Below are 17,838 nucleotides of genomic sequence, written 5' to 3' on the forward strand. Positions count from 1 at the left end.
GTCAGTTCCCCAGCAGCGGCAGGGTGCGGCCGGTGCCGGCGTCGGGTATGTCGGCGTCGGGCAGGGTGCCCAGAGCCAGCGAGGCGAACCGGGCGGCGAACGGCTGCCACACCTCTTCGACGTCGGGCAGCTGCTCGGCCGTCGCGTAGACGACCGCCTCGGGGTCGTAACCCAGCTCGTCGAGGGCGGCCCGGTCGCCGGCGGCCCACTGCTCGATCATCGCGGCGTCGCACTCGATGTGGAACTGGATGCCCCAGGCCCGGTCGCCGATGCGGAAGGCCTGATTCGGGAAGCGGCTCGAGGCGGCGAGCAGCACCGCGGTGAGCGGCAGCTCGGTGATCTCGTCGCGGTGCCACTGGATCACGTCGGGCAGCAGCGGCACCCACTTGAAGAGCGGGTCCTTGTCGGCGGCGTCGCGCTTGCCGACCAGGCCGGGGCCGATCTCGGGCCCGCTGGTGCTGCGCTCGACCAGGCCACCGTGCGCCGTGGCCAGCAGCTGACCGCCGAGGCAGACGCCGAGCGTCGGCACCCGATGGCGGACCGCCTTGCGCAGCAGCCCCTCGAGCGCCGGGAACCAGGGCGCCCCGGGCATTCCCTCGGCGTCCGAATACGCGCTCTGGTCGCCGCCCAGGACGACGAGCGCCAGATGATCGTCGAGCGTCTCGGGAAGCTCGTCACCGGCGTGCGGCCGCAGGACGGTGAGCTCGAGCCCCGCCTCGGTCAGCCAATCGCCCAGCCGGCGCAGGTCGTCGGTCGGATCGTTCTCGATGACAAGTGCAGTCGCCACAGTCACGAGGCTAGTCCCTCAGGAACTCACGCACGGAGGCGAGCCAGGCGACCGGATTTGTCGCAGCGCGGGGTCACCGAGACGGCGGACGAAGAGTTTGATCCCGTTGACCGGCTCGATAGCGTCCATGGCCGGAAACCTAGACCGGGGGTACGACATGTCCGCGGCGCCGCTGCTGGTGCTGGTGTCGGTTGTCTCGATCCAGTTCGGGCAGGCGGTCGGGCGCACCCTGTTCGACGATCTCGGCGCCACCGGTGTGGTGCTGCTGCGCGTGGCGATCTCGGCGGTGGTGCTGGCCGTGGTGACCCGGCCGCGCCTGCGAAGCTGGACGCGGGCGGCCTGGCGGGCGGCGGCGCTGCTCGGGGTCGCGGTCGCCGGTCTGAACCTGCTGTCCGCGCTGGCGCTGCGGACGGTCCCGCTGGGCGTGGTGGTCACGGTGTCGTTCCTGGGGCCGCTCACGGTCTCGCTGGTGCAGACGCGCCGGCTGCTCGACCTGTTGTGGGCGCTGCTCGCCGGCGGCGGGGTGGCACTGCTGTGGTGGCAGCCGGGGGCTTCGGTGCCGCTCGGCGGGCTGCTGCTGGCCGCGCTGGCGGGGGTGTGCGGAGCCGGCTACATCCTGCTGACGGCGCGGCTGGGCGGTCTGGTGCCGGGCGCGGGCGGGCTGCCGGTCTCGCTGACCGTCGCGGCTGCCGTGGCCCTGCCGTTCGGCGCGACCGGCGCGAGTGCGGTCGTCGAGCGACCCGCTCTGCTGGTGGGCGCCGGGGCGGTGGCGCTGTTGCAGACCATCTTCCCGTACGTCCTGGAGCTGGCCGCCCTGCGCAGGCTGCCCACCCGGGTCTTCGGCATCCTGGCCAGCCTCAACCCTGCCGCAGCGGCGCTGGCCGGCCTGATCGTGCTGAACCAGCGCCTGGGCCCGCCCGAGGTCATCGCGCTCGCCCTGGTGACGCTGGCCGGCGCCGGCGTCACCCTCGTGCCGGGCTCCAGCGGGCCACCAGCTCCGTACCCTCGGTCTCGCCCGTCTCGTGAAACCCCAGCGTCCGATACAGATGCCGGGCGGCCGCGTTGTCGGCGGCATAGCTGAGCGCGACGTTCGGCGTGCCCGGCTCGGCGATCAGCCGCTCCCGAAGCTGCCGGACGATCGCGTGCCCGATCCCCTGCCGCTGGCGCCGCCCGTCCACGACGAGCCCGCCGATCCAGGCGCTGCGGTCGTCGTCGATCCCCCACATGACGAACCCGACCACCTCGCCGTCCTTCGTGACAGCCAGCGGATTCCAGGTGTCGCCGTAGTTGCACAGGCAGAGGTAGTAGCTGACGGCGCTCACGAACCGCTGCTGCTCGCCGTGCACAGACAGTTCGGCGCAGTCGCGCCAATTCTCGGCGGTAACCGGAACCAGCTCGATCGTCGGGTCGGGTGCCATCGCGCCGTCAGGAGATGGCGGCGCACACGATCAAGGCGGCGCCGAAGTGCGAGGCCGCGCTGACCAGGGCTCCACCGTGACGCTCGGGGGTGCAGATGACCTCGCCCAGCTTGCCCGGGGTCATCCAGTCGAGCACCATGAACGCCAGACCCATGATCCCGATGCCGAGCAGGCCGAAGATGACCGTGGAGGCCAGGCCCTGGCCGAACGAGTCGTAGGTCGTGAAGATCGCGGTGAAGACGATGGCCGCGATGCCCAGCTGGTTGGCCGCCAGCAGGAGCGAGGCGTTGGGGTTGCGCTCCACGAAGATCAGGTCGCGCAGCTTGCCCGGCGTGAGCACGTCGATGAGCAGGTAACCGACGGCCATCAGTCCGATGCCCACCAGCCCGAACACGATGCTGCGCCCGGCGCCCTCTAGCAGATCTTCCAGCACGGCCTCTCCCTTGTCACGCGACGTCAGGAGAGACCGTACAAGACAGTAGCTATGTCTGCGCATCCCTGCAGCCGAAAACCGCAGGCGAACCTGGATTTACAGCGCGCCCAGGTAACGCTGCCGCTCGTACGGCGTCACCTCGCGCCGGTACTGCTCCCATTCGGCCGTTTTGTTACGCAGGAAGAAGTCGAAGACGTGCTCGCCGAGAACCTCGGCCACCAGCTCCGACTTGCTCATCACGTCGATCGCCTCGGACAGGTTCTCGGGCAATGCCTCGTAGCCGGCGGCCTTGCGCTCGGCGGGCGACAGCGACCACACGTCGTCCTCGGCGCCGGGGGGCAGCTCGTAGCCCTCCTCGATGCCCTTGAGGCCGGCCCCGAGCATGACCGCGAAGGCCAGGTAGGGGTTGGTGGCCGAGTCGATCGAGCGGACCTCGACGCGGGCCGAGCTCGGCTTGCCGAACGCCGGCACGCGGACCAGAGCCGACCGGTTGAGGTGGCCCCAGCTCACGAAGGCCGGGGACTCGGTGACCACGTTCGGCAGCTGCAGCGGGAACAGGCGCTTGTACGAGTTGACGTACTGGTTGGTGACGGCGGTGTATTCGCGGGCGTGCACCAGCAGACCGGCGATGAACGAGCGCGCGGTCTTGGACAGCTTCTGCGGGTCGTCGGCGTCGTAGAAGGCGTTGCGCTCGCCTTCCATGAGCGACAGGTGGGTGTGCATGCCGCTGCCGGGCTGGTCGGTGTAGGGCTTCGGCATGAAGGTGGCCCGCACCCCCTGGGACAGCGCCACCTCTTTGACCACGTGACGGAAGGTCATGATGTTGTCGGCCGTGGTCAGCGCGTCGGCGTAGCGCAGGTCGATCTCCTGCTGGCCGGGAGCGACCTCGTGGTGGCTGAACTCGACCGAGATGCCGATCCGCTCGAGCGCGAGCACCGCCTGCCGGCGGAAGTCGCGGGCGATCGAGTGGGTGGTGTGGTCGAAGTAGCCGCCGTTGTCGACCGGGATGGGCAGCGAGCCGTCGAGCGGACCGTCCTGCACCAGGAAGAACTCGACCTCGGGGTGGGTGTAGAAGGTGAAGCCCTTCTCGGCCGCCTTGGCCAGCGCGCGGCGCAGCACGTGCCGCGGGTCGGCCCAGGCGGCGCTGCCGTCGGGCAGCAGGATGTCGCAGAACATGCGGGCGCTCTCGCCGCTGGCACCGCCCTCGAACGGGAACACCTGGAAGGTGGTCGGGTCGGGCATGGCCACCATGTCGGACTCGAAGACCCGGGCGAAGCCCTCGATCGCGGAGCCGTCGATGCCGATGCCCTCTTCGAAGGCGGACTCGAGCTCGGCCGGGGCCACCGACACGCTCTTGAGCGTGCCGAGCACATCGGTGAACCAGAGCCGGACAAAACGGATGTCGCGCTCCTCGAGAGTCCGGAGCACGAACTCCTGCTGTCGGTCCACGTTCACCCCTCGTAGTCATGCCCTGACGAGCCAGTCTCGCCCGACTCGATTACGCCGAGATTACGCTGGCCCGGCCCCGGTCCGACGCCCCGGGTAGCGATAATCCCGTTGTGACAACCTCCACTCAACCCTGACTGCCGCCCTGTCCCGGGTGCGACGATTTCTCCATACCCGGGGACTGCAATTCCGCGGCCTCGAGGGAAGGAGAAGCACGATGTCGGAGATCCCGACCCTGTACGGTGGCCCGCCCACCCGACGGGTACGCACACGCGACCTCATCGCCGCCAAGAGCCGCGGCGACCGATGGCCGATGCTGACCTCCTACGACCAGTACACCGCCTCGATCTTCGATCAGAACGGCGTGCCCGTGCTGCTGGTCGGCGACTCGGCGGCCAACAACGTGTTCGGCCACGAGACCACCCTGCCGATCACCGTCGACGAGCTGTTGCCGCTGGTCCGCGCGGTCGTCCGGGCCACCACGACAGCGCTGATCGTGGCCGACCTGCCGTTCGGCAGCTACGAGGAGGGCCCGACCCAGGCCCTGCGCACGGCCGTCCGGTTCATGAAGGAGAGCGGCGCCCACGCCGTCAAGCTCGAGGGCGGGCGCCGCGTGGCCGCCCAGATCGAGGCGCTGACCGGCGCCGGCATCCCGGTCATGGGCCACGTCGGCTTCACCCCGCAGAGCGAGCACACGCTGGGCGGTTACCGCGTGCAGGGCCGCGAGCAGGACGGCGCCGAGGTGCTGGCCGACGCCCGCGCGGTGGCCGGGGCGGGCGCGTTCGCCGTGGTGCTCGAGATGGTGCCGGGCGAGGTCGCGAAGACCATCACCAAGGAGCTGCCGATCCCCACGGTGGGCATCGGCGCCGGTCCCGACACCGACGCCCAGGTGCTGGTCTGGCAGGACATGGCGGGCCTGCGCACCGGTCGCATGCCGCGCTTCGTGAAGCAGTACGCCGACCTGGCAGGGACGCTTGCTTCGGCTACTCAGCAATTTGCAGCTGAAGTTCGAGGCGGCGAGTTCCCGGCCTCCGAGCACACGTTTTAAGTCTCAGAGGCAGATGTCGTAGCGGGGTGGTGGGTACAGACCGTCACTCCCGTCGAGGGCCGTGGCGGGGCGAGCAGGGCGCTGGCGCGCCCTGAACGCTCACCCCACCACGGCGACGTGCGTGAGTGGTGACGCTCGAACCCCGGCGCGCCGGGCCGCCCGACTGATGTCAGGCCAGTTCGAATCGCACCTTGCGGGTGGTCGGGTCGGCCTCGATCAGACGCGCCTGGATGCGCGCGCCCAACGGCAGCGCACCCAGGCAACGCGCCCGCACGGCGGGATCGTCGATCGCGACCGTGCCGCCGGGCGGGCGGTTCTTCGAGGGCTCGTCGAGGTCGAGCACGCCCGCGTCGAACAGCTCACCGACGCGGCCGTGCAGCAGCACCGCCTCGGCCAGGTCGATCGCGCCGCGGTTGGCCGCGCCGGCCAGCCGGTCCGACTCGGACATCGCCTTGGGCAGCCGCGGCAGCGCCGCCCGGGCCCACTCCGGGATCGGGTCGCCGGCCGCGACGGCCAGGCACACCTCGGTCGCGTAACGGTCGGCCAGCCGCCGCAGCGGGGCCGTGACGTGCGCGTACGGCGCGCCCACCCCGCCGTGCCCGGTCTGCTCGGGCGGCGTCCCGTCGAACGGGGTGTACGCCGCGCCCCGCAACAGATCGGCCGCCTGATCCAGGAATGCGGCCCCGCGCGGGCTGGCCGGGTCGACAGCGGCGACCACCGTGCCGACCGGCGCGCCCGCCGGCCACAGCACGCCCAGCGACTTCGCGGCGACCTGGAGCTTGGCCACCGCCTCCGGCTTCGGCGCCGGCATCGTGCGCAGCAGCCCCACGCCGCCCCGCAGCATCAGGTCGGCCGCGGCCATGCCGGTGAGCAGTGAGATCTGGGCGTTGTGCTCCTCGATCGGGAGCGGCGCCCGCAGCACCAGACGCCATCCGCCCTCGTGCTCCTCGACCTCCTGCTCGGGCAGCGGCAGGTTCACCGCCCCGCGCTCCGTGGCACGGGCCGCGAGCAGCGTGCCGAGCTCCGGCAGCAGCGCCAGCGGCTCGGGCGGCGCGCCCGCGTCCACCTGCTGCTGCACGCCTTCGTAGCTGAGCTTGGCCCGGCTGCGGACCCGCGCCCGTTCGAGCGCCACCGAGGTCGTCGCGCCGTCGGCGTCGAGCTCGATCGTCCACACCACGGCGGCCCGCTCGACGTCGGGAAACAGGCTGACCGCGTCCTCGCTCAGCACCGCCGGGTGCAGCGGGATGCGGCCGTCGGGCAGATAGATCGTCTGGCCGCGGACCCAGGTCTCGGCCTCGAGCGCGCCCCCCGGGCTCACGTAGGAGGCGACGTCGGCGATTGCGTAGAGCACCCGGTAACCGCCACCCGGCCGCCGGCTCAGGTGCATGGCCTGGTCGAGGTCCTTGGAGGTGGCCGGGTCGATCGTCACGAACGGCACGTCGGTGCGGTCGGCCACCGGCGGCATCGGCCCGGCGGCCGCGGCTTCGGCCTCACCGAGCGCCTCGGGCGGGAACTCCGTCGGGAGCCCCAGCTCAACCCGCAGCGCAGCGAAGTCGATATGCGGCGCCCACACTCGTCTGATCGGCACGGCTCATTCCTACCAGTTACCGACGCGGGTGGCAGGAATGCAGAAGGGCCGCGCCGGTGTGGCGCGGCCCTCCGTCGTGCGGTGGTGTTAGCGGCCGCGGCGGGTGGTCGTCTTGCGGGGCTTGGCCGGGGCGGCGTCCATCATGTCCGCGGCCGGGGTGTTGCCCAGCGCGGCCTCACGGGCGGCGGCGGCCGTGGTGGCCCGCTTGACCCGCGACGCGTTGGTGGCCGAAGTCTTGGCGGTGGCTCCGGCCCGCGGAGCGTTCGCCGTCCGCGCCGCCCGGCCGCGGGTCGCCCCGGCCTCGTTGGCGGTGCTGCGCTTGGCCGTCGGCGTTGCGGCGGGCTTGTTGCCGCCGCGGGCCGCCACCGGGCTCAGCCCGGCCACCTTGGCCACCGCCGAGCGAGAGCCACTCGCCGGCCGGGAACCGCTCGCCGGCCGGGAACCGCTCGCCGAGCGTGAGCCGGTCGCGGGCCGGGAGGCCGCCGTGCCCTCGATCGCCGTGCGCCCGAGCGAGCGGGGCGGCGTTGCCTTGCGGGCCGTCGTCGTCTTGCTCGCGGGCGCCTGCTTCGCGGCCGTCCTGGTGGCCGGCGCCTTCTTGGCGGCGGCTGCCTTGGTCGTCGACGCGCGCTTGTCGGCGGCCTTCGTGGCCGGGGCCTTCTTCGCGGCGGCCTTCGTGGCGGGCGCCTTCTTCGCGGCCACCTTGGTCGCCGGAGCCTTCGTCGCCGCGGTCTTCCGGGCTGTCGTCGCCTTCGTGGCAGCGGTCTTACCGCCCGCAGTGGCGGTGGCCTTCTTGGCCGCAGTACCGGTCTTCTTGGCCGCAGTAGCAGCGGCCTTCTTCACCGCAGTACCGGCCGCCTTAGCCGCAGTGGTGGCCACCTTCTTGGCCGCCGTCGCCTTGGTGGCGGCAGCCTTCGCCGGCGATGCCTTCTTGGCCGGGGCGGCCTTCTTCGTAGCTGGCTTGGCCGCGCCGGCCGCCGCCTTCCGCGCCGTCGCGGTCGCCTTGGCACCCTTGGCCGCGGCGGCCGCGGCCCGGTTGGCCGACGCCGCCGAACTGCGGTCGGCCGACGCGGCGACCCGGTTGGCGCCCGACTTGGCGCTGGTCGCCGCCGCCTTGTTGGCCGACGCGGTGGAGCTGCGGTGGTAGCCGGCCTTGGCCGTGGTGGCCGCCGACTTGTTCGCCGACGCCGTGGCACTACGTGCAGCAGCACTACCCGCCGCGGTCGCCGCCTTCGACGTAGCAGCCGCCGACTTGTTCGCCGACGCCGTGGCGCTACGCGCGGCAGCACTACCGGCCGCGGTTGCCGCCTTCGACGCGGCGGCAGCCGACTTGTTGGCCGACGCCGTGGCGTTGCGCGAAGCGGCACTGCCGGCCCCCGTCGCCGCCTTCTTCGCGGCCGCGGTCTTCTTGCTCGCAGTCGTCATCGCACCAGCCTTGGTTGCCGCCGTCTTCTTCGGCGCAGCCTTCTTGACCGCAGTCCTGGCCGTCGTCTTCTTGGGCGCGGCGATGGTCGCCGTCGTGGTGGCCGGGCCCGGCTCGGCCGCCGCAACGGTGCGCCGCGGGGTCACGGGCCGCTTCGTGGTCGCCTTGGCTGCTGCCGATCGAGCCGCGGCGGGCCGAGCCGCAGTGGCCGGCTTCCGGGTGGCGGCGGACGCGGCGGCCGGCTTACGGGCTGTGGCCGCGGCGGCCGGCTTACGGGCGGCGGCGGACGCGGAAGACTTCGTGGACTGACTTGCCCCCGTACGCGAAATACGGCTTTTGTCCGCCGTAGTGGCAGAACGGGGGGCCTTTTTGGCAGCGGCCATCTGGGTGTTTCCTCCTTGCGAATGACTGCGCGAATGGCTGCGGGCTCGTCTCCGCACGGAGACTGCGACGTTCAGTAAGAGAACGATCGATAGCGAAGCTGGAGGCGGCTGATTCAGCTGGCGCCTCGGTCAGCTGACCTCCCCGTTCCAGCGGGCATCCTCGGCGTCCCAGTCCGCGTTGCGCTTCTCGACCGTCTCGAGGGCATGCGAAGCTTCGTCGGCCGTGGCGTAGGGGCCGAGTCGATATTGAGCAGGACAAACGTCGTCGCCGTGCTCGACCCGATGGTGGCGGAGGCACCAGAACCAGCCGCCGCCGGACCCACTGTCGCTCATGCAATCACTCTGCACCTCAAACCGACCATCCGCCACCGATTCGGGCAAAAAGTCCTAGATTTCCACATTGGATGATGAGGGGAAGAGCACAAAAACCGCCCCGGCCGTACGGCCGGGGCGGTTCTGTATTACGGGCTGCTACCGGAGCTCGGCGGCGACCAATTCGGCGATCTGGACGGCATTGAGCGCCGCGCCCTTGCGCAGATTGTCGTTCGAGATGAACAGCGCGAGGCCGTTGTCGACCGTCTCGTCGGCGCGGATGCGGCCCACGTAGGACGGATCGCGGCCGGCCGCCTCGAGCGGCGTCGGCACCTCGGACAGCTCGACACCGGGCGCGCTCGCGAGCAGCTCGCGGGCCCGGGCCGGGGTGATCGGACGGGCGAAGCGGGCGTTGATCTGGAGCGAGTGGCCGGTGAAGACCGGGACACGCACACAGGTGCCCGAGACGAGCAGCGACGGAAGATCGAGGATTTTGCGGCTCTCGTTGCGGAGCTTCTGTTCCTCGTCGGTCTCGTTGCGGCCGTCGTCGACGATCGAGCCGGCCAGCGGCAGCACGTTGAACGCGATCGGCTTGGCGAACGAGCGCGGGGCCGGGAACTCGACGGCGGACCCGTCGAAGGTCAGCTCGGTGGCGCGGTCGGCCACCTTCTTGATCTGCTCGTCGAGCTCGCTGACGCCGGCCAGCCCGGCGCCACCGACGGCCTGGTAGGTCGTGGCCACCATCGCGACCAGCCCGGCCTCGTCGTGCAGCGGGCGCAGCACCGGCATGGCGGCCATGGTGGTGCAGTTGGGGTTGGCGATGATGCCCTTGGGCCGGTTGCGCGCGGCATCGGGGTTGACCTCGCTGACGACCAGCGGCACCTCCGGGTCCATGCGCCAGGCCGACGAGTTGTCGACGACGACGGCGCCGGCCGCGGCCACGCGGGGCGCGAGCTCTTTGGAGCTGCCCTTGCCCGCCGAGAACAGGACGATGTCGAGACCGCTGTAGTCGGCGGTCGACGCGTCCTCCACGGTCACCTCGCCGTCACCCCAGGCAAGGGTGCGGCCCGCGCTGCGGGCGGAGGCGAAAAGACGAAGCTGCTCAACGGGGAAGGCACGCTCGGCCAGGATGCGCCGCATGACGCCGCCCACCTGTCCCGTCGCGCCCACAATGCCGATCCTCATGGCGACAAAAGTACGGCTTGATCTGCGTACGGAGAAATCGGTTTGCTCGTCGAGTTTCACACAGTGGGAGATGTGTCCCACATGAAGGGACAGCGGGCATACGGTCAGTGGCATGGCGACGTACACCCATGGTCATCATGAATCGGTCTTGCGCTCGCACCGGTGGCGCACCGCAGAGAATTCGGCGGAGTACCTTCTGCCGCACCTTTCCTCCGGCGTGACGGTGCTCGACATCGGCTGCGGTCCCGGCACGATCACCGGCGACTTCGCGAGCCTCGTCACCCCGGCGAGGGTCACCGCCCTGGAGGTGACGGAGGACGCGCTGAACCTGGCCCGGGCCGAGATCACCCGGCGCGGGCTGACCAACGTCGACTTCGCGGTCGGCGACGTGCACCGGCTGAACTTCGCCGACGACACGTTCGACGTCGTGCACGCCCACCAGGTGCTGCAGCATGTGGGCGACCCGGTGGCCGCCCTGCGCGAGATGCGCCGCGTCGCCCGGCCGGGCGGCCTCATCGCGGTGCGCGACAGCGACTACGCGGCCTTCACCTGGTATCCGCAGCTGCCCGAGCTCGACGAGTGGCTCGGCCTCTATCAGCGGGTGGCGCGGGGCAACGGCGGCGAGCCGGACGCCGGGCGGCGCCTGCTGGCCTGGGCCCACGCGGCCGGGCTGACCGACGTGACGGCGACGTCCAGCACGTGGTGCTTCGCCACCCCGGCCGACCGCGAGTGGTGGGGCGGCATGTGGGCCGACCGGATCCTGAAGTCGGAGATGGCGGCCACAGCCGAGCGCACCGGCGCGGCGACCCGGGCCGACCTGACCCGCATCTCGGCCGCCTGGCAGCGCTGGGCCGCCGACCCCGACGGCTGGATGTCACTGCTGCACGGCGAGCTGATCGCCCGCGCCTAGCGCCTAGAGGGATTTGGGCTTGTAGGCCCAGTGCCAGTTCTCCCGGGGCACGTTCATCTCGAAGCCGTACTTCTCGCCGTTCTGCTTCATCCAGGCGAGCGCCTTGGAGTTGAGGTCGAGGTCGGTAGCCATGCCCCAGCCGTGCTCGCTGGTGCCGGGCTTGGCCGCCAGCCCGCCCTGGGAGTACAGACCCTTCCGCCGTACGAGATCGACCTGCTCCGCGTACGGGCGGTAGGAGTCGGTGATGCCGATGTGCACGCCGTCCTTCTTGGCGTCGCCGATCATCTGGTTGAGCGACTGGGCGGCCGGCGCCCACAGCTTGTGCCGGGTGTTGCCGACCTGTTCCAGCGCGCTCGCCGGGATCCGCCCGTTGCCGTAGCCGGCCAGGTCGGTCGGGATGCCCTTGCTGTTCAGCGAGTATGACTTGTTCGACGTGGAGGTCTGCGCGACGGCGTCCTCCAGCGCGTTGGCGAAGGTGCCGCCCTCCGCGCCCGATGCCGGTTTCACCCCCTGCTGCTGGATGTTCCGGCCGGCCTGTTGCGTCTGCAGCGCGATCATGCGGCTCTGAATGTCCGCGATCCGCGAGCCCATTCTCTCGATCCCCACGGACTCCTGTTCGGCACCCGCCCGGAAACCTGAGGCGCTACGGCAGATTCACCGGCTCGCGACGCTCGGCTCCCTCCAGGCGGTGGGCCAGGTCGAGCTCGACCTCCGAGGTCTGGTTGCGGCGGTTGGGCAGCATGTTGGTGACCAGCACGATCAGCGCGCCGATGCCGGCGTACAGGGCGAGCACGATCAGGTGCCGGCTGATCTCGGCCGCCGGGAAGTACAGGTTGTCGCGTACGGCCTGGACCCCGGCCCCGGTGGGCAGGTTCACGCCGAGGATCCGGCCGAAGTCGGGCAGGAACTCGGGCAGGATGCTGGCCCCGGAGATCACCGTGCCCAGCGTGAAGTACAGCGCGCCGACCACCGCACCGGGCGAGCCGAAGATCGCCACCGCGCCGGCCGTGGACGCGGTGATGGCCAGCGAGATGAGCGAGAAGATGGCGAGCATCTCGCCGCGGTCGGCGGTGACACCCACCCCGAACCAGCCCATCGACCACAGCACCACCGCGGCCGAGGCGACGGCGTAGACCATCAGCGTGCTGACGTGGGCGATGCCGCGGCGCCAGGAGCGGCGGGTGCGCGGGATGAGGCGCCCGAGGCCCATCGAGGCGACCGTGCCGCCGAGCGCGAGGGCCTGCGTGAGGAAGCCGAGCGAGACGCCGTTGACGTCGTCGTCGGGCAGCGGCACGACGTCGGTGATCGGCGGCGGCGCGTTGAGGGCCTGGGCCCGGGCCACGGAGATGCGGTTGCCGCTGCGGGCCAGCTGGGCCAGGGTCGCTGCGGTCCGCTGCTGCACGACCGAGGTGAAGGTGGTGCGCAGCAGGTTCGCGGCGGACGGGCCGGCGGCCGAGGCGACGTAGAGGTGGGGCTGGGCGCCGGTGATGTCGACACCGCCGTACACGTCCCGGCGTTTGATGGCGATCTCGAGGTCGTCGGCCGTGGCGTAGTCGGTGACCCGGAACACGCCCCGCTCGGTGAGCAGGCTCGCCACCTCGGCGCGGCCGCCCGGCGGCGCCACCAGCCCGACCGGCACGTCGCGCGGCTGCGCCTTGTGCCCCATGCCGAGGTAATAGGCGGTCAGGCCGAGCTGGACGAGTACACCGATCACGCACACGGCCAGCGCGAACCGCCGGAACCGCAGCACCGACTCGGCTGGTTGTTGCTGTGTCACTCTTGCAGCTTTACGGACGAAAAGCATTCATGGGACCGTTTCGGTCTAACCGGCCTTCTCGTCGATGAGGGCGAGAAGGGCCCGGGCCGCGGCGCTGGGCCGGCGCACAGCGGAGAAGGCCACCCCCAGGGGCCACTCCAGGTCGGCGTCGGCCACGCTCTTGATGACCAGGCCCGTACGGTCGTCGGGCACCACGAACGGCGGCAGGATGGCCACTCCGAGGCCCTCGCGGACGAAGCTCGCGCCGGTGGCGATGTCGGTGACCTCGATCGCCACGTGGCGCTGCACGCCGGCGTCGGTGAACGCCTTGTCGACGACCGTCCGGTTGCCGTAGCCGGAGGGGAAGTCGACAAACGGCTCGCCGCCCAGTTCGGCCATGCGCACCTCGTCGGCGCCGGCCAGCCGGTGACCCGCGGGCAGCACCAGTTCGAGCCGGCGGCTGCCGAGCGGCCGCACCCGGATGCCGGGCGGCGGCCGCCCCGGGGCCGAGACGAAGGTCAGGTCGAGCGTGCCGTCGGCCAGCCAGTCGAGCAGGCCGACCGAGCCCCGCGGCGAGACGTGCAGACGCAGCCCGACGTTCGGGTGCTCGCGGTGGAACGCGCCGAGCAGGGCCGGCACGTCGATGAGGCCGACGGAGATGAGCGTGCCGATGCGGACCGTGCCGCGTAGGCCGCCGCGCACCTCGTCGACGGCGTCCCGGGCGTCGCGCACGGCGTCGAGCGCGGCCCGGGCGCGGGGCAGCAGCGCCTCGCCGGCGTCGGTCAGCTCGACCCGCTTGGAGGTGCGGTCGAGCAGGCGGGCGCCGAGCTCGCGCTCCATCGCCTTGATCACGGCGGAGACGCCGGACTGCACGACGTGCAGGCGGGCCGCGGCCCGGGTGAAGTTGCGTTCCTCGGCGACGGCGACGAAGTACTCGAAGTGGCGCAGTTCCAGCACGAATCGTGATTGTAGTCAGCATCGATCATCGTTGGTGTTGATGCTCGGGCGACGCAGGCTCATGGCATGACCGTCTTGACCCAGCACCGCCCCGCTCCGGTCGCGAGCGACTCGCCACGGCACGGCCGGGGGTTCTGGCTGATCGCCGCCGTCTATCTCGTCGCCCTCGCCTTCTCGACGGTGCCGACCCCGCTCTACCCGCTCTACCAGCGGGTAGACGGCTTCTCCGGGTTCACTGTGACGGTCGTCTTCGCGGTCTACGCGGTCGGCGTGATCATCAGCCTGCTGCTCGCCGGCCACGTCTCGGACTGGACCGGGCGGCGACGGGTGCTCCTGGTCGCGCTCGGGCTCGAGATCCTCGCGGGCGTGGTGTTCCTCACCTGGACGGCGCTGCCGGGTCTGATCGCCGCCCGGCTCCTCACCGGCCTGGGCGTCGGGCTGCTCACCGCCACCGCCACGGCGTACCTGCTCGAACTGCACCGGGCACACCGTCCCGGGGCGACCGGCACCCGCTTCGAGGTCGTGTCGTCGGCCGCCAATCTGGGCGGTCTCGGCGCGGGCACCCTCGTCGCCGGCGCCCTGGCCCAGTTCGTCGCCTCTCCCCTACGTACGCCGTACGTCGTCTTTCTGATCCTGCTGGCCCTCAGCGTCGTCGCCGTCGCCGTCGCGCCCGAGACGGTAATCGCGCCGGCCACCCGGCCGAAGTACCGGCCGCAGGGCGTGAAGATCGCCGGAAACCGCCGGACCGTGGTGGTCGCCACCGCCTCCGCCTTCGCCGCGTTCGCCGTGTTCGGGCTGTTCACCTCGCTCGCGCCCAGCTTCGTGGCCGGCACGCTGCACCACCCGAGCCGCCTGCTGGCCGGCGTCACCGTCTTCGTCGTGTTCGGCGCAGGCGCCGCCAGCCAGGCCGTCAGCGGCCGGCTGGCCCCCCGCGTCCGATTCGTCAGCGGCCTCGCCGCGCAGGCTGCGGGCCTGGTCACGCTCGCGACCGGCATGCAGACGGCATCGCTCCCGCTCTTCCTGATCGGCGGCGCGGTCGCCGGCGCGGGCGCGGGCATCCTGTTCAAGTCGGCGGTCGGCACGATCGCCGCCGGCGCCCCCGCCCACCAGCGCGGCGAGAGCCTGGCCGGGCTCTTCCTGATCGCCTACCTAGGCCTGGTGGGCCCGGTGCTCGGACTGGGCCTGGCCGGCCAGCACGTGGCCGCGACGACCTCGATGCTGTGGTTCACCGGGCTCCTGCTGACCCTGCTCGGCACCGTCTTCACCGTGGATCGTTGGGGCACAAACTAATCGCTACCCTGGGGAGGTGGCCGATGACCCCCTCGAACTGGAGCGCCAGGTGTGCTTCGCCCTGTCGGTGGCTTCGCGCAGCGTGGTGGCTCTCTACCGCCCGCTGCTCGAGCCGATGGGCCTGACCCACCCGCAATACCTGGTGATGCTCGCTCTCTGGCAGCACGCGCCGCTGTCCGTGCGCGATCTCAGCCGGCTGCTCCAGCTCGATCCGGGCACCCTCTCGCCACTGCTCAAGAGGCTCGACACCATCGGGTACGTCGACCGGCAGCGCGACCCGGCCGACGAGCGCAGCCTCGCCGTCACCCTCACCGCCCGGGGCCGGACACTGCGGGCCGAGGCCGAAAAGATCCCGCCCGCGATCGTCGCCCGATTGGGTATGCCAATCGACGAGCTGGAGTCGTTGCACGCGGCACTCACACGGGTGATTGCGGCGGCCCACTGATGGATTCGCGAAACCGATCCCGTCGGATGAATTGTTTCACACGAATCCCCTGGCCGATTTACGCAATGCCAGTCCGGAAGGCGCACGAAACCTTGATTGTCTTTGAGCAAGAATCAGCAGCTAGGAAGGCACGAAGACGGCCATGGATGCCGGGAACGTCCGTCGATCATGGACAGATGTGACCCTCCGTGCGTTGACGTGCAAGTTGCACGACTCTTAGTGTCGAGCCTGTGACTCCGAGTGTCGGAAGACCTCGGGCGCGCGACAGCTCCGTCAAAACCGGCCCAGGAGAACGTTCCATGAGTGTCACGATCGGCATCAACGGATTCGGGCGTATCGGCCGCAGCCTGGCGCGCATAGTTGCCGCATCGGCCGACCCGGGAATATCCATTGCCGCCGTAAACGACCTTGCCTCGACCGAGAAAATGGCCTACGGGCTGCGCCGGGACAGCATTCGTGGCGCATTTCCCGGCACCGTCACGGCCCGCGCCGATCATTTGGTCGTAAACGACCATGCCATCCGCGCGTTCCATCATGAACGGCCCGAACGCATTCCGTGGGCCGACGCCGGTGTGGACGTCGTCATCGAGGCCACCGGCCGCTTCCGGGCCGGCACGCTGGCCCGCACCCACATCACCCACGGCGGCGCCCGCAAGGTGGTGATCAGCGCCTCGGCCGACGAGCCGGACGCGTTCCTGGTCTTCGGGGCCAACCACACCACGTACGACCCGGCGCAGCACGACGTCGTCTCCCCCGGCTCGTGCGGCGTGAACGCCCTCACCGTGATGGCCAAGGTGCTGCTCGACCGCTTCGGCCTGCAAGGCGTGAACACGTCGGTGGTGCTGGCCACCCAGGGCTGGCAGAAGGCGCAGGACTCGGTGGTCGACACCTCCCGCGAGGACCCGCGCCTGGGCCGCGCCAGCGGCGAGAGCATCATCCCGCACAACTATGTGGTCGGTGACCTGGTGCGGGTGGTGCTGCCCGAGATCGGCGAGATGCGCTACAGCTATTACTGCGTGCCCACCCCGATCGGCTCACTGGCCGAGCTCTCCGGCACGACCGGTCGCCCGGTCAGCGTCGAGGAGGTCAACCGGGCCATGGCCGAGGCCGCTGCCGGTCCGCTGCGGCGCGTCCTGGCCTATGACCCCGACCCCACGGTCTCGATCGACGTCAAGAACAACCCGGCGTCGTGCCTGTTCGACCCGTCCGGCACCCAGACCACGGCCGACGGCGGGGTCAAGGTGCGCGGCTGGTTCGACAACGAATGGGGCTTCTCCAACCGATTACTCGACCTCGCGCGCCTGGTGGGTGAACGCACCCCGGTGACGTCGCGGCACATGAGCTGGAGCATCGCCTAGGGCACATCTGGTGGATCAGGTGGGAGCGAGGCGTGGCCCACCAGATGTGCCCTAGAGTCGGAAGCGATGATTATCAAGACCGATGACGTACGGGCGGCAGCGCAGCGTCTCGAGGGCCGGGTGCGCCGCACGCCGGTGATCTACGCGGCCGAGAACCTCTGGTTCAAGCTCGAGCAGACGCAGCACGCCGGCTCGTTCAAGACCCGCGGCATGGTCAACCAGATCCTCGCCGCCCCCTCGGTGCCCCCGGCGGGGATCGTCGCCGCCTCGGGCGGCAACGCCGGGCTGGCCGCGGCCTACGCGGCCCGCGAGCTGGGCATCACCGCCGAGATCTACGTCCCCACGACGGCCCCGGCGGTGAAGGTGGCCAAGCTGGGCAAGCTGGGCGCCCGGGTCGTCCAGGTGGGCGACGAGTACGCCGAGGCCTACGCGGCCGCGGTGGTCGCCGCGCGATCGTCCGGGGCTCTCTTCTGTCACGCCTACGACGACCCGTCCATGGTCGCCGGCAACGGGACCCTGGGCCTGGAACTGCTCGACCAGATCCCATCCGGCTTCGACACCGTGCTGGTCGCGGTCGGCGGCGGCGGTCTGATCGCCGGGGTGATCGCGGCCCTTCCCGGTGTACGCGTCGTGTCCGTCGAGCCGGTGACGTCGCAGGCCCTGCACGCGGCCCTGGCGGCGGGCGGTCCGGTCGACGTCCCGGTCTCGGGCGTGGCGGCCGACTCGCTCGGCGCCCGGCGGGTGGGCGAGATCGCGTACGACATGGCGGTCTTCGCCTCGACGCCCTCGGTGCTCGTCGAGGACCAGGCCATCGTGGACGCCCGCCGCCGCCTGTGGGACGACTACCGCCTGGCCGTCGAGCACGGCACCGCGGCGGCGTACGCGGCCCTGACGTCCGGCGCCTACCGGCCGGCCGAGGGCGAACGGGTCGTCGTGCTGATCTGCGGCGCCAACACCAATCCGGCCGACCTGGCATGAACCCCGACCGGCCTCGCATGAACCCCGACCGGCCTCGCATTGACCCTGACCGGCCTCGCATTGACCCTGACCGGCCTCGCATTGACCCTGACCGGCCTCGCATTGACCCTGACCGGCCTCGCAT

19 protein-coding genes are annotated in these 17,838 nt (G+C 71.1%); 8 read left to right on the forward strand and 11 right to left on the reverse strand.

Annotation, left to right across the window (positions count from 1 at the left end):
- Position 1 precedes the first annotated feature (1 nt).
- Complete coding sequence (locus KXC43_RS13020; protein ID WP_221376267.1) at positions 2-787, reverse strand: type 1 glutamine amidotransferase; 786 nt, start codon at positions 785-787, stop codon at positions 2-4.
- Positions 788-914: 127 nt separating this feature from the next.
- Between KXC43_RS13020 and KXC43_RS13025 the strand changes: the two genes are divergently transcribed.
- Positions 915-1,868, forward strand: coding sequence for an EamA family transporter (locus tag KXC43_RS13025; protein ID WP_221376268.1), 954 nt, complete (start codon positions 915-917; stop codon positions 1,866-1,868).
- Here KXC43_RS13025 and KXC43_RS13030 read toward each other — a convergent pair.
- The 3 genes from KXC43_RS13030 to KXC43_RS13040 form a co-directional block, all read right to left on the reverse strand.
- The gene (locus tag KXC43_RS13030; protein WP_221376269.1) at positions 1,750-2,205 is read right to left on the reverse strand and encodes a GNAT family N-acetyltransferase; all 456 of its coding nucleotides are present in this window, start codon (positions 2,203-2,205) and stop codon (positions 1,750-1,752) included. The genes KXC43_RS13025 and KXC43_RS13030 overlap by 119 nt on opposite strands.
- A gap of 7 nt (positions 2,206-2,212) precedes the next feature.
- On the reverse strand, positions 2,213-2,638 hold the full coding sequence (locus KXC43_RS13035; RefSeq protein ID WP_221376270.1) for a DUF350 domain-containing protein: 426 nt from the start codon (positions 2,636-2,638) through the stop codon (positions 2,213-2,215).
- Positions 2,639-2,734: 96 nt separating this feature from the next.
- A complete protein-coding gene (locus tag KXC43_RS13040) occupies positions 2,735-4,087 on the reverse strand; it encodes a glutamine synthetase family protein (protein WP_221376271.1) in 1,353 nt (450 codons plus the stop codon).
- A gap of 214 nt (positions 4,088-4,301) precedes the next feature.
- Here KXC43_RS13040 and panB point away from each other — a divergent pair, with 214 nt between their 5' ends.
- Positions 4,302-5,132 carry a 3-methyl-2-oxobutanoate hydroxymethyltransferase gene (panB, locus tag KXC43_RS13045; RefSeq protein ID WP_221376272.1) on the forward strand — a complete coding sequence of 277 codons (831 nt, stop codon included), beginning with the start codon at positions 4,302-4,304 and terminating at the stop codon, positions 5,130-5,132.
- Positions 5,133-5,301: 169 nt separating this feature from the next.
- Here the strand turns inward: panB and KXC43_RS13050 are convergent, their stop codons facing one another.
- Positions 5,302-6,720, reverse strand: a complete 1,419-nt coding sequence (locus tag KXC43_RS13050) for an RNB domain-containing ribonuclease (protein ID WP_221376273.1) — start codon at positions 6,718-6,720, stop codon at positions 5,302-5,304.
- Between the two features lie 87 nt (positions 6,721-6,807).
- Positions 6,808-8,142 carry a hypothetical protein gene (locus tag KXC43_RS13055; RefSeq protein ID WP_221376274.1) on the reverse strand — a complete coding sequence of 445 codons (1,335 nt, stop codon included), beginning with the start codon at positions 8,140-8,142 and terminating at the stop codon, positions 6,808-6,810.
- A gap of 43 nt (positions 8,143-8,185) precedes the next feature.
- Between KXC43_RS13055 and KXC43_RS13060 the strand changes: the two genes are divergently transcribed.
- Entirely contained in the window at positions 8,186-8,449 is a 264-nt protein-coding gene (locus KXC43_RS13060) for a hypothetical protein (RefSeq protein WP_221376275.1), read from the forward strand.
- Between the two features lie 203 nt (positions 8,450-8,652).
- On the opposite strand, the gene KXC43_RS13065 is transcribed toward KXC43_RS13060, so the two are convergent.
- Positions 8,653-8,856: a hypothetical protein gene (locus KXC43_RS13065; RefSeq protein WP_221376276.1), complete on the reverse strand. Its 204-nt coding sequence runs from the start codon at positions 8,854-8,856 to the stop codon at positions 8,653-8,655.
- A 138-nt stretch (positions 8,857-8,994) separates the two neighbouring features.
- Positions 8,995-10,020, reverse strand: a complete 1,026-nt coding sequence (locus KXC43_RS13070; RefSeq protein WP_221376277.1) for an aspartate-semialdehyde dehydrogenase — start codon at positions 10,018-10,020, stop codon at positions 8,995-8,997.
- A 112-nt stretch (positions 10,021-10,132) separates the two neighbouring features.
- On the opposite strand from KXC43_RS13070, the gene KXC43_RS13075 reads away from it, so the two are divergent.
- On the forward strand, positions 10,133-10,930 hold the full coding sequence (locus KXC43_RS13075) for a class I SAM-dependent methyltransferase (RefSeq protein ID WP_221376278.1): 798 nt from the start codon (positions 10,133-10,135) through the stop codon (positions 10,928-10,930).
- A gap of 3 nt (positions 10,931-10,933) precedes the next feature.
- Here the strand turns inward: KXC43_RS13075 and KXC43_RS13080 are convergent, their stop codons facing one another.
- Genes KXC43_RS13080 through KXC43_RS13090 form a run of 3 tightly spaced genes read right to left on the reverse strand, consistent with a single transcriptional unit; the run spans position 10,934 to position 13,643 of the window.
- On the reverse strand, positions 10,934-11,536 hold the full coding sequence (locus KXC43_RS13080) for a M15 family metallopeptidase (RefSeq protein WP_221376279.1): 603 nt from the start codon (positions 11,534-11,536) through the stop codon (positions 10,934-10,936).
- A 37-nt stretch (positions 11,537-11,573) separates the two neighbouring features.
- Positions 11,574-12,707, reverse strand: a complete 1,134-nt coding sequence (locus tag KXC43_RS13085) for an ABC transporter permease (protein ID WP_308129064.1) — start codon at positions 12,705-12,707, stop codon at positions 11,574-11,576.
- A gap of 45 nt (positions 12,708-12,752) precedes the next feature.
- A complete protein-coding gene (locus KXC43_RS13090; RefSeq protein ID WP_308129065.1) occupies positions 12,753-13,643 on the reverse strand; it encodes a LysR family transcriptional regulator in 891 nt (296 codons plus the stop codon).
- Positions 13,644-13,709: 66 nt separating this feature from the next.
- Here KXC43_RS13090 and KXC43_RS13095 point away from each other — a divergent pair, with 66 nt between their 5' ends.
- From KXC43_RS13095 to KXC43_RS13110, 4 genes are all read left to right on the forward strand, one after another.
- Positions 13,710-14,933: an MFS transporter gene (locus KXC43_RS13095; RefSeq protein WP_221376281.1), complete on the forward strand. Its 1,224-nt coding sequence runs from the start codon at positions 13,710-13,712 to the stop codon at positions 14,931-14,933.
- 16 nt (positions 14,934-14,949) lie between these two features.
- The gene (locus KXC43_RS13100; protein WP_221376282.1) at positions 14,950-15,378 is read left to right on the forward strand and encodes a MarR family winged helix-turn-helix transcriptional regulator; all 429 of its coding nucleotides are present in this window, start codon (positions 14,950-14,952) and stop codon (positions 15,376-15,378) included.
- A gap of 299 nt (positions 15,379-15,677) precedes the next feature.
- Positions 15,678-16,736 (forward strand): type I glyceraldehyde-3-phosphate dehydrogenase, encoded by a 1,059-nt coding sequence (locus KXC43_RS13105; RefSeq protein ID WP_221376283.1) that lies wholly within the window; start codon positions 15,678-15,680, stop codon positions 16,734-16,736.
- 69 nt (positions 16,737-16,805) lie between these two features.
- Positions 16,806-17,714, forward strand: a complete 909-nt coding sequence (locus KXC43_RS13110) for a threonine/serine dehydratase (protein ID WP_221376314.1) — start codon at positions 16,806-16,808, stop codon at positions 17,712-17,714.
- The last annotated feature ends 124 nt before the right edge of the window (positions 17,715-17,838 follow it).

This window comes from Paractinoplanes polyasparticus, from assembly GCF_019710575.1.
GTDB classification, from domain to species: Bacteria; Actinomycetota; Actinomycetes; order Mycobacteriales; family Micromonosporaceae; genus Actinoplanes; species Actinoplanes polyasparticus.

Excerpts from the sequence above, each read along its gene's own strand:
- KXC43_RS13105 (WP_221376283.1), top strand. The coding sequence starts at position 15,678 with ATGAGTGTCACGATCGGCATCAACGGATTCGGGCGTATCGGCCGCAGC.
- KXC43_RS13070 (WP_221376277.1), bottom strand. The coding sequence starts at position 10,020 with ATGAGGATCGGCATTGTGGGCGCGACGGGACAGGTGGGCGGCGTCATG.
- KXC43_RS13030 (WP_221376269.1), bottom strand. The coding sequence starts at position 2,205 with ATGGCACCCGACCCGACGATCGAGCTGGTTCCGGTTACCGCCGAGAAT.
- KXC43_RS13075 (WP_221376278.1), top strand. The coding sequence starts at position 10,133 with ATGGCGACGTACACCCATGGTCATCATGAATCGGTCTTGCGCTCGCAC.
- KXC43_RS13055 (WP_221376274.1), bottom strand. The coding sequence starts at position 8,142 with ATGACGACTGCGAGCAAGAAGACCGCGGCCGCGAAGAAGGCGGCGACG.
- KXC43_RS13065 (WP_221376276.1), bottom strand. The coding sequence starts at position 8,856 with ATGAGCGACAGTGGGTCCGGCGGCGGCTGGTTCTGGTGCCTCCGCCAC.
- panB (WP_221376272.1), top strand. The coding sequence starts at position 4,302 with ATGTCGGAGATCCCGACCCTGTACGGTGGCCCGCCCACCCGACGGGTA.
- KXC43_RS13095 (WP_221376281.1), top strand. The coding sequence starts at position 13,710 with ATGACCGTCTTGACCCAGCACCGCCCCGCTCCGGTCGCGAGCGACTCG.
- KXC43_RS13025 (WP_221376268.1), top strand. The coding sequence starts at position 915 with ATGGCCGGAAACCTAGACCGGGGGTACGACATGTCCGCGGCGCCGCTG.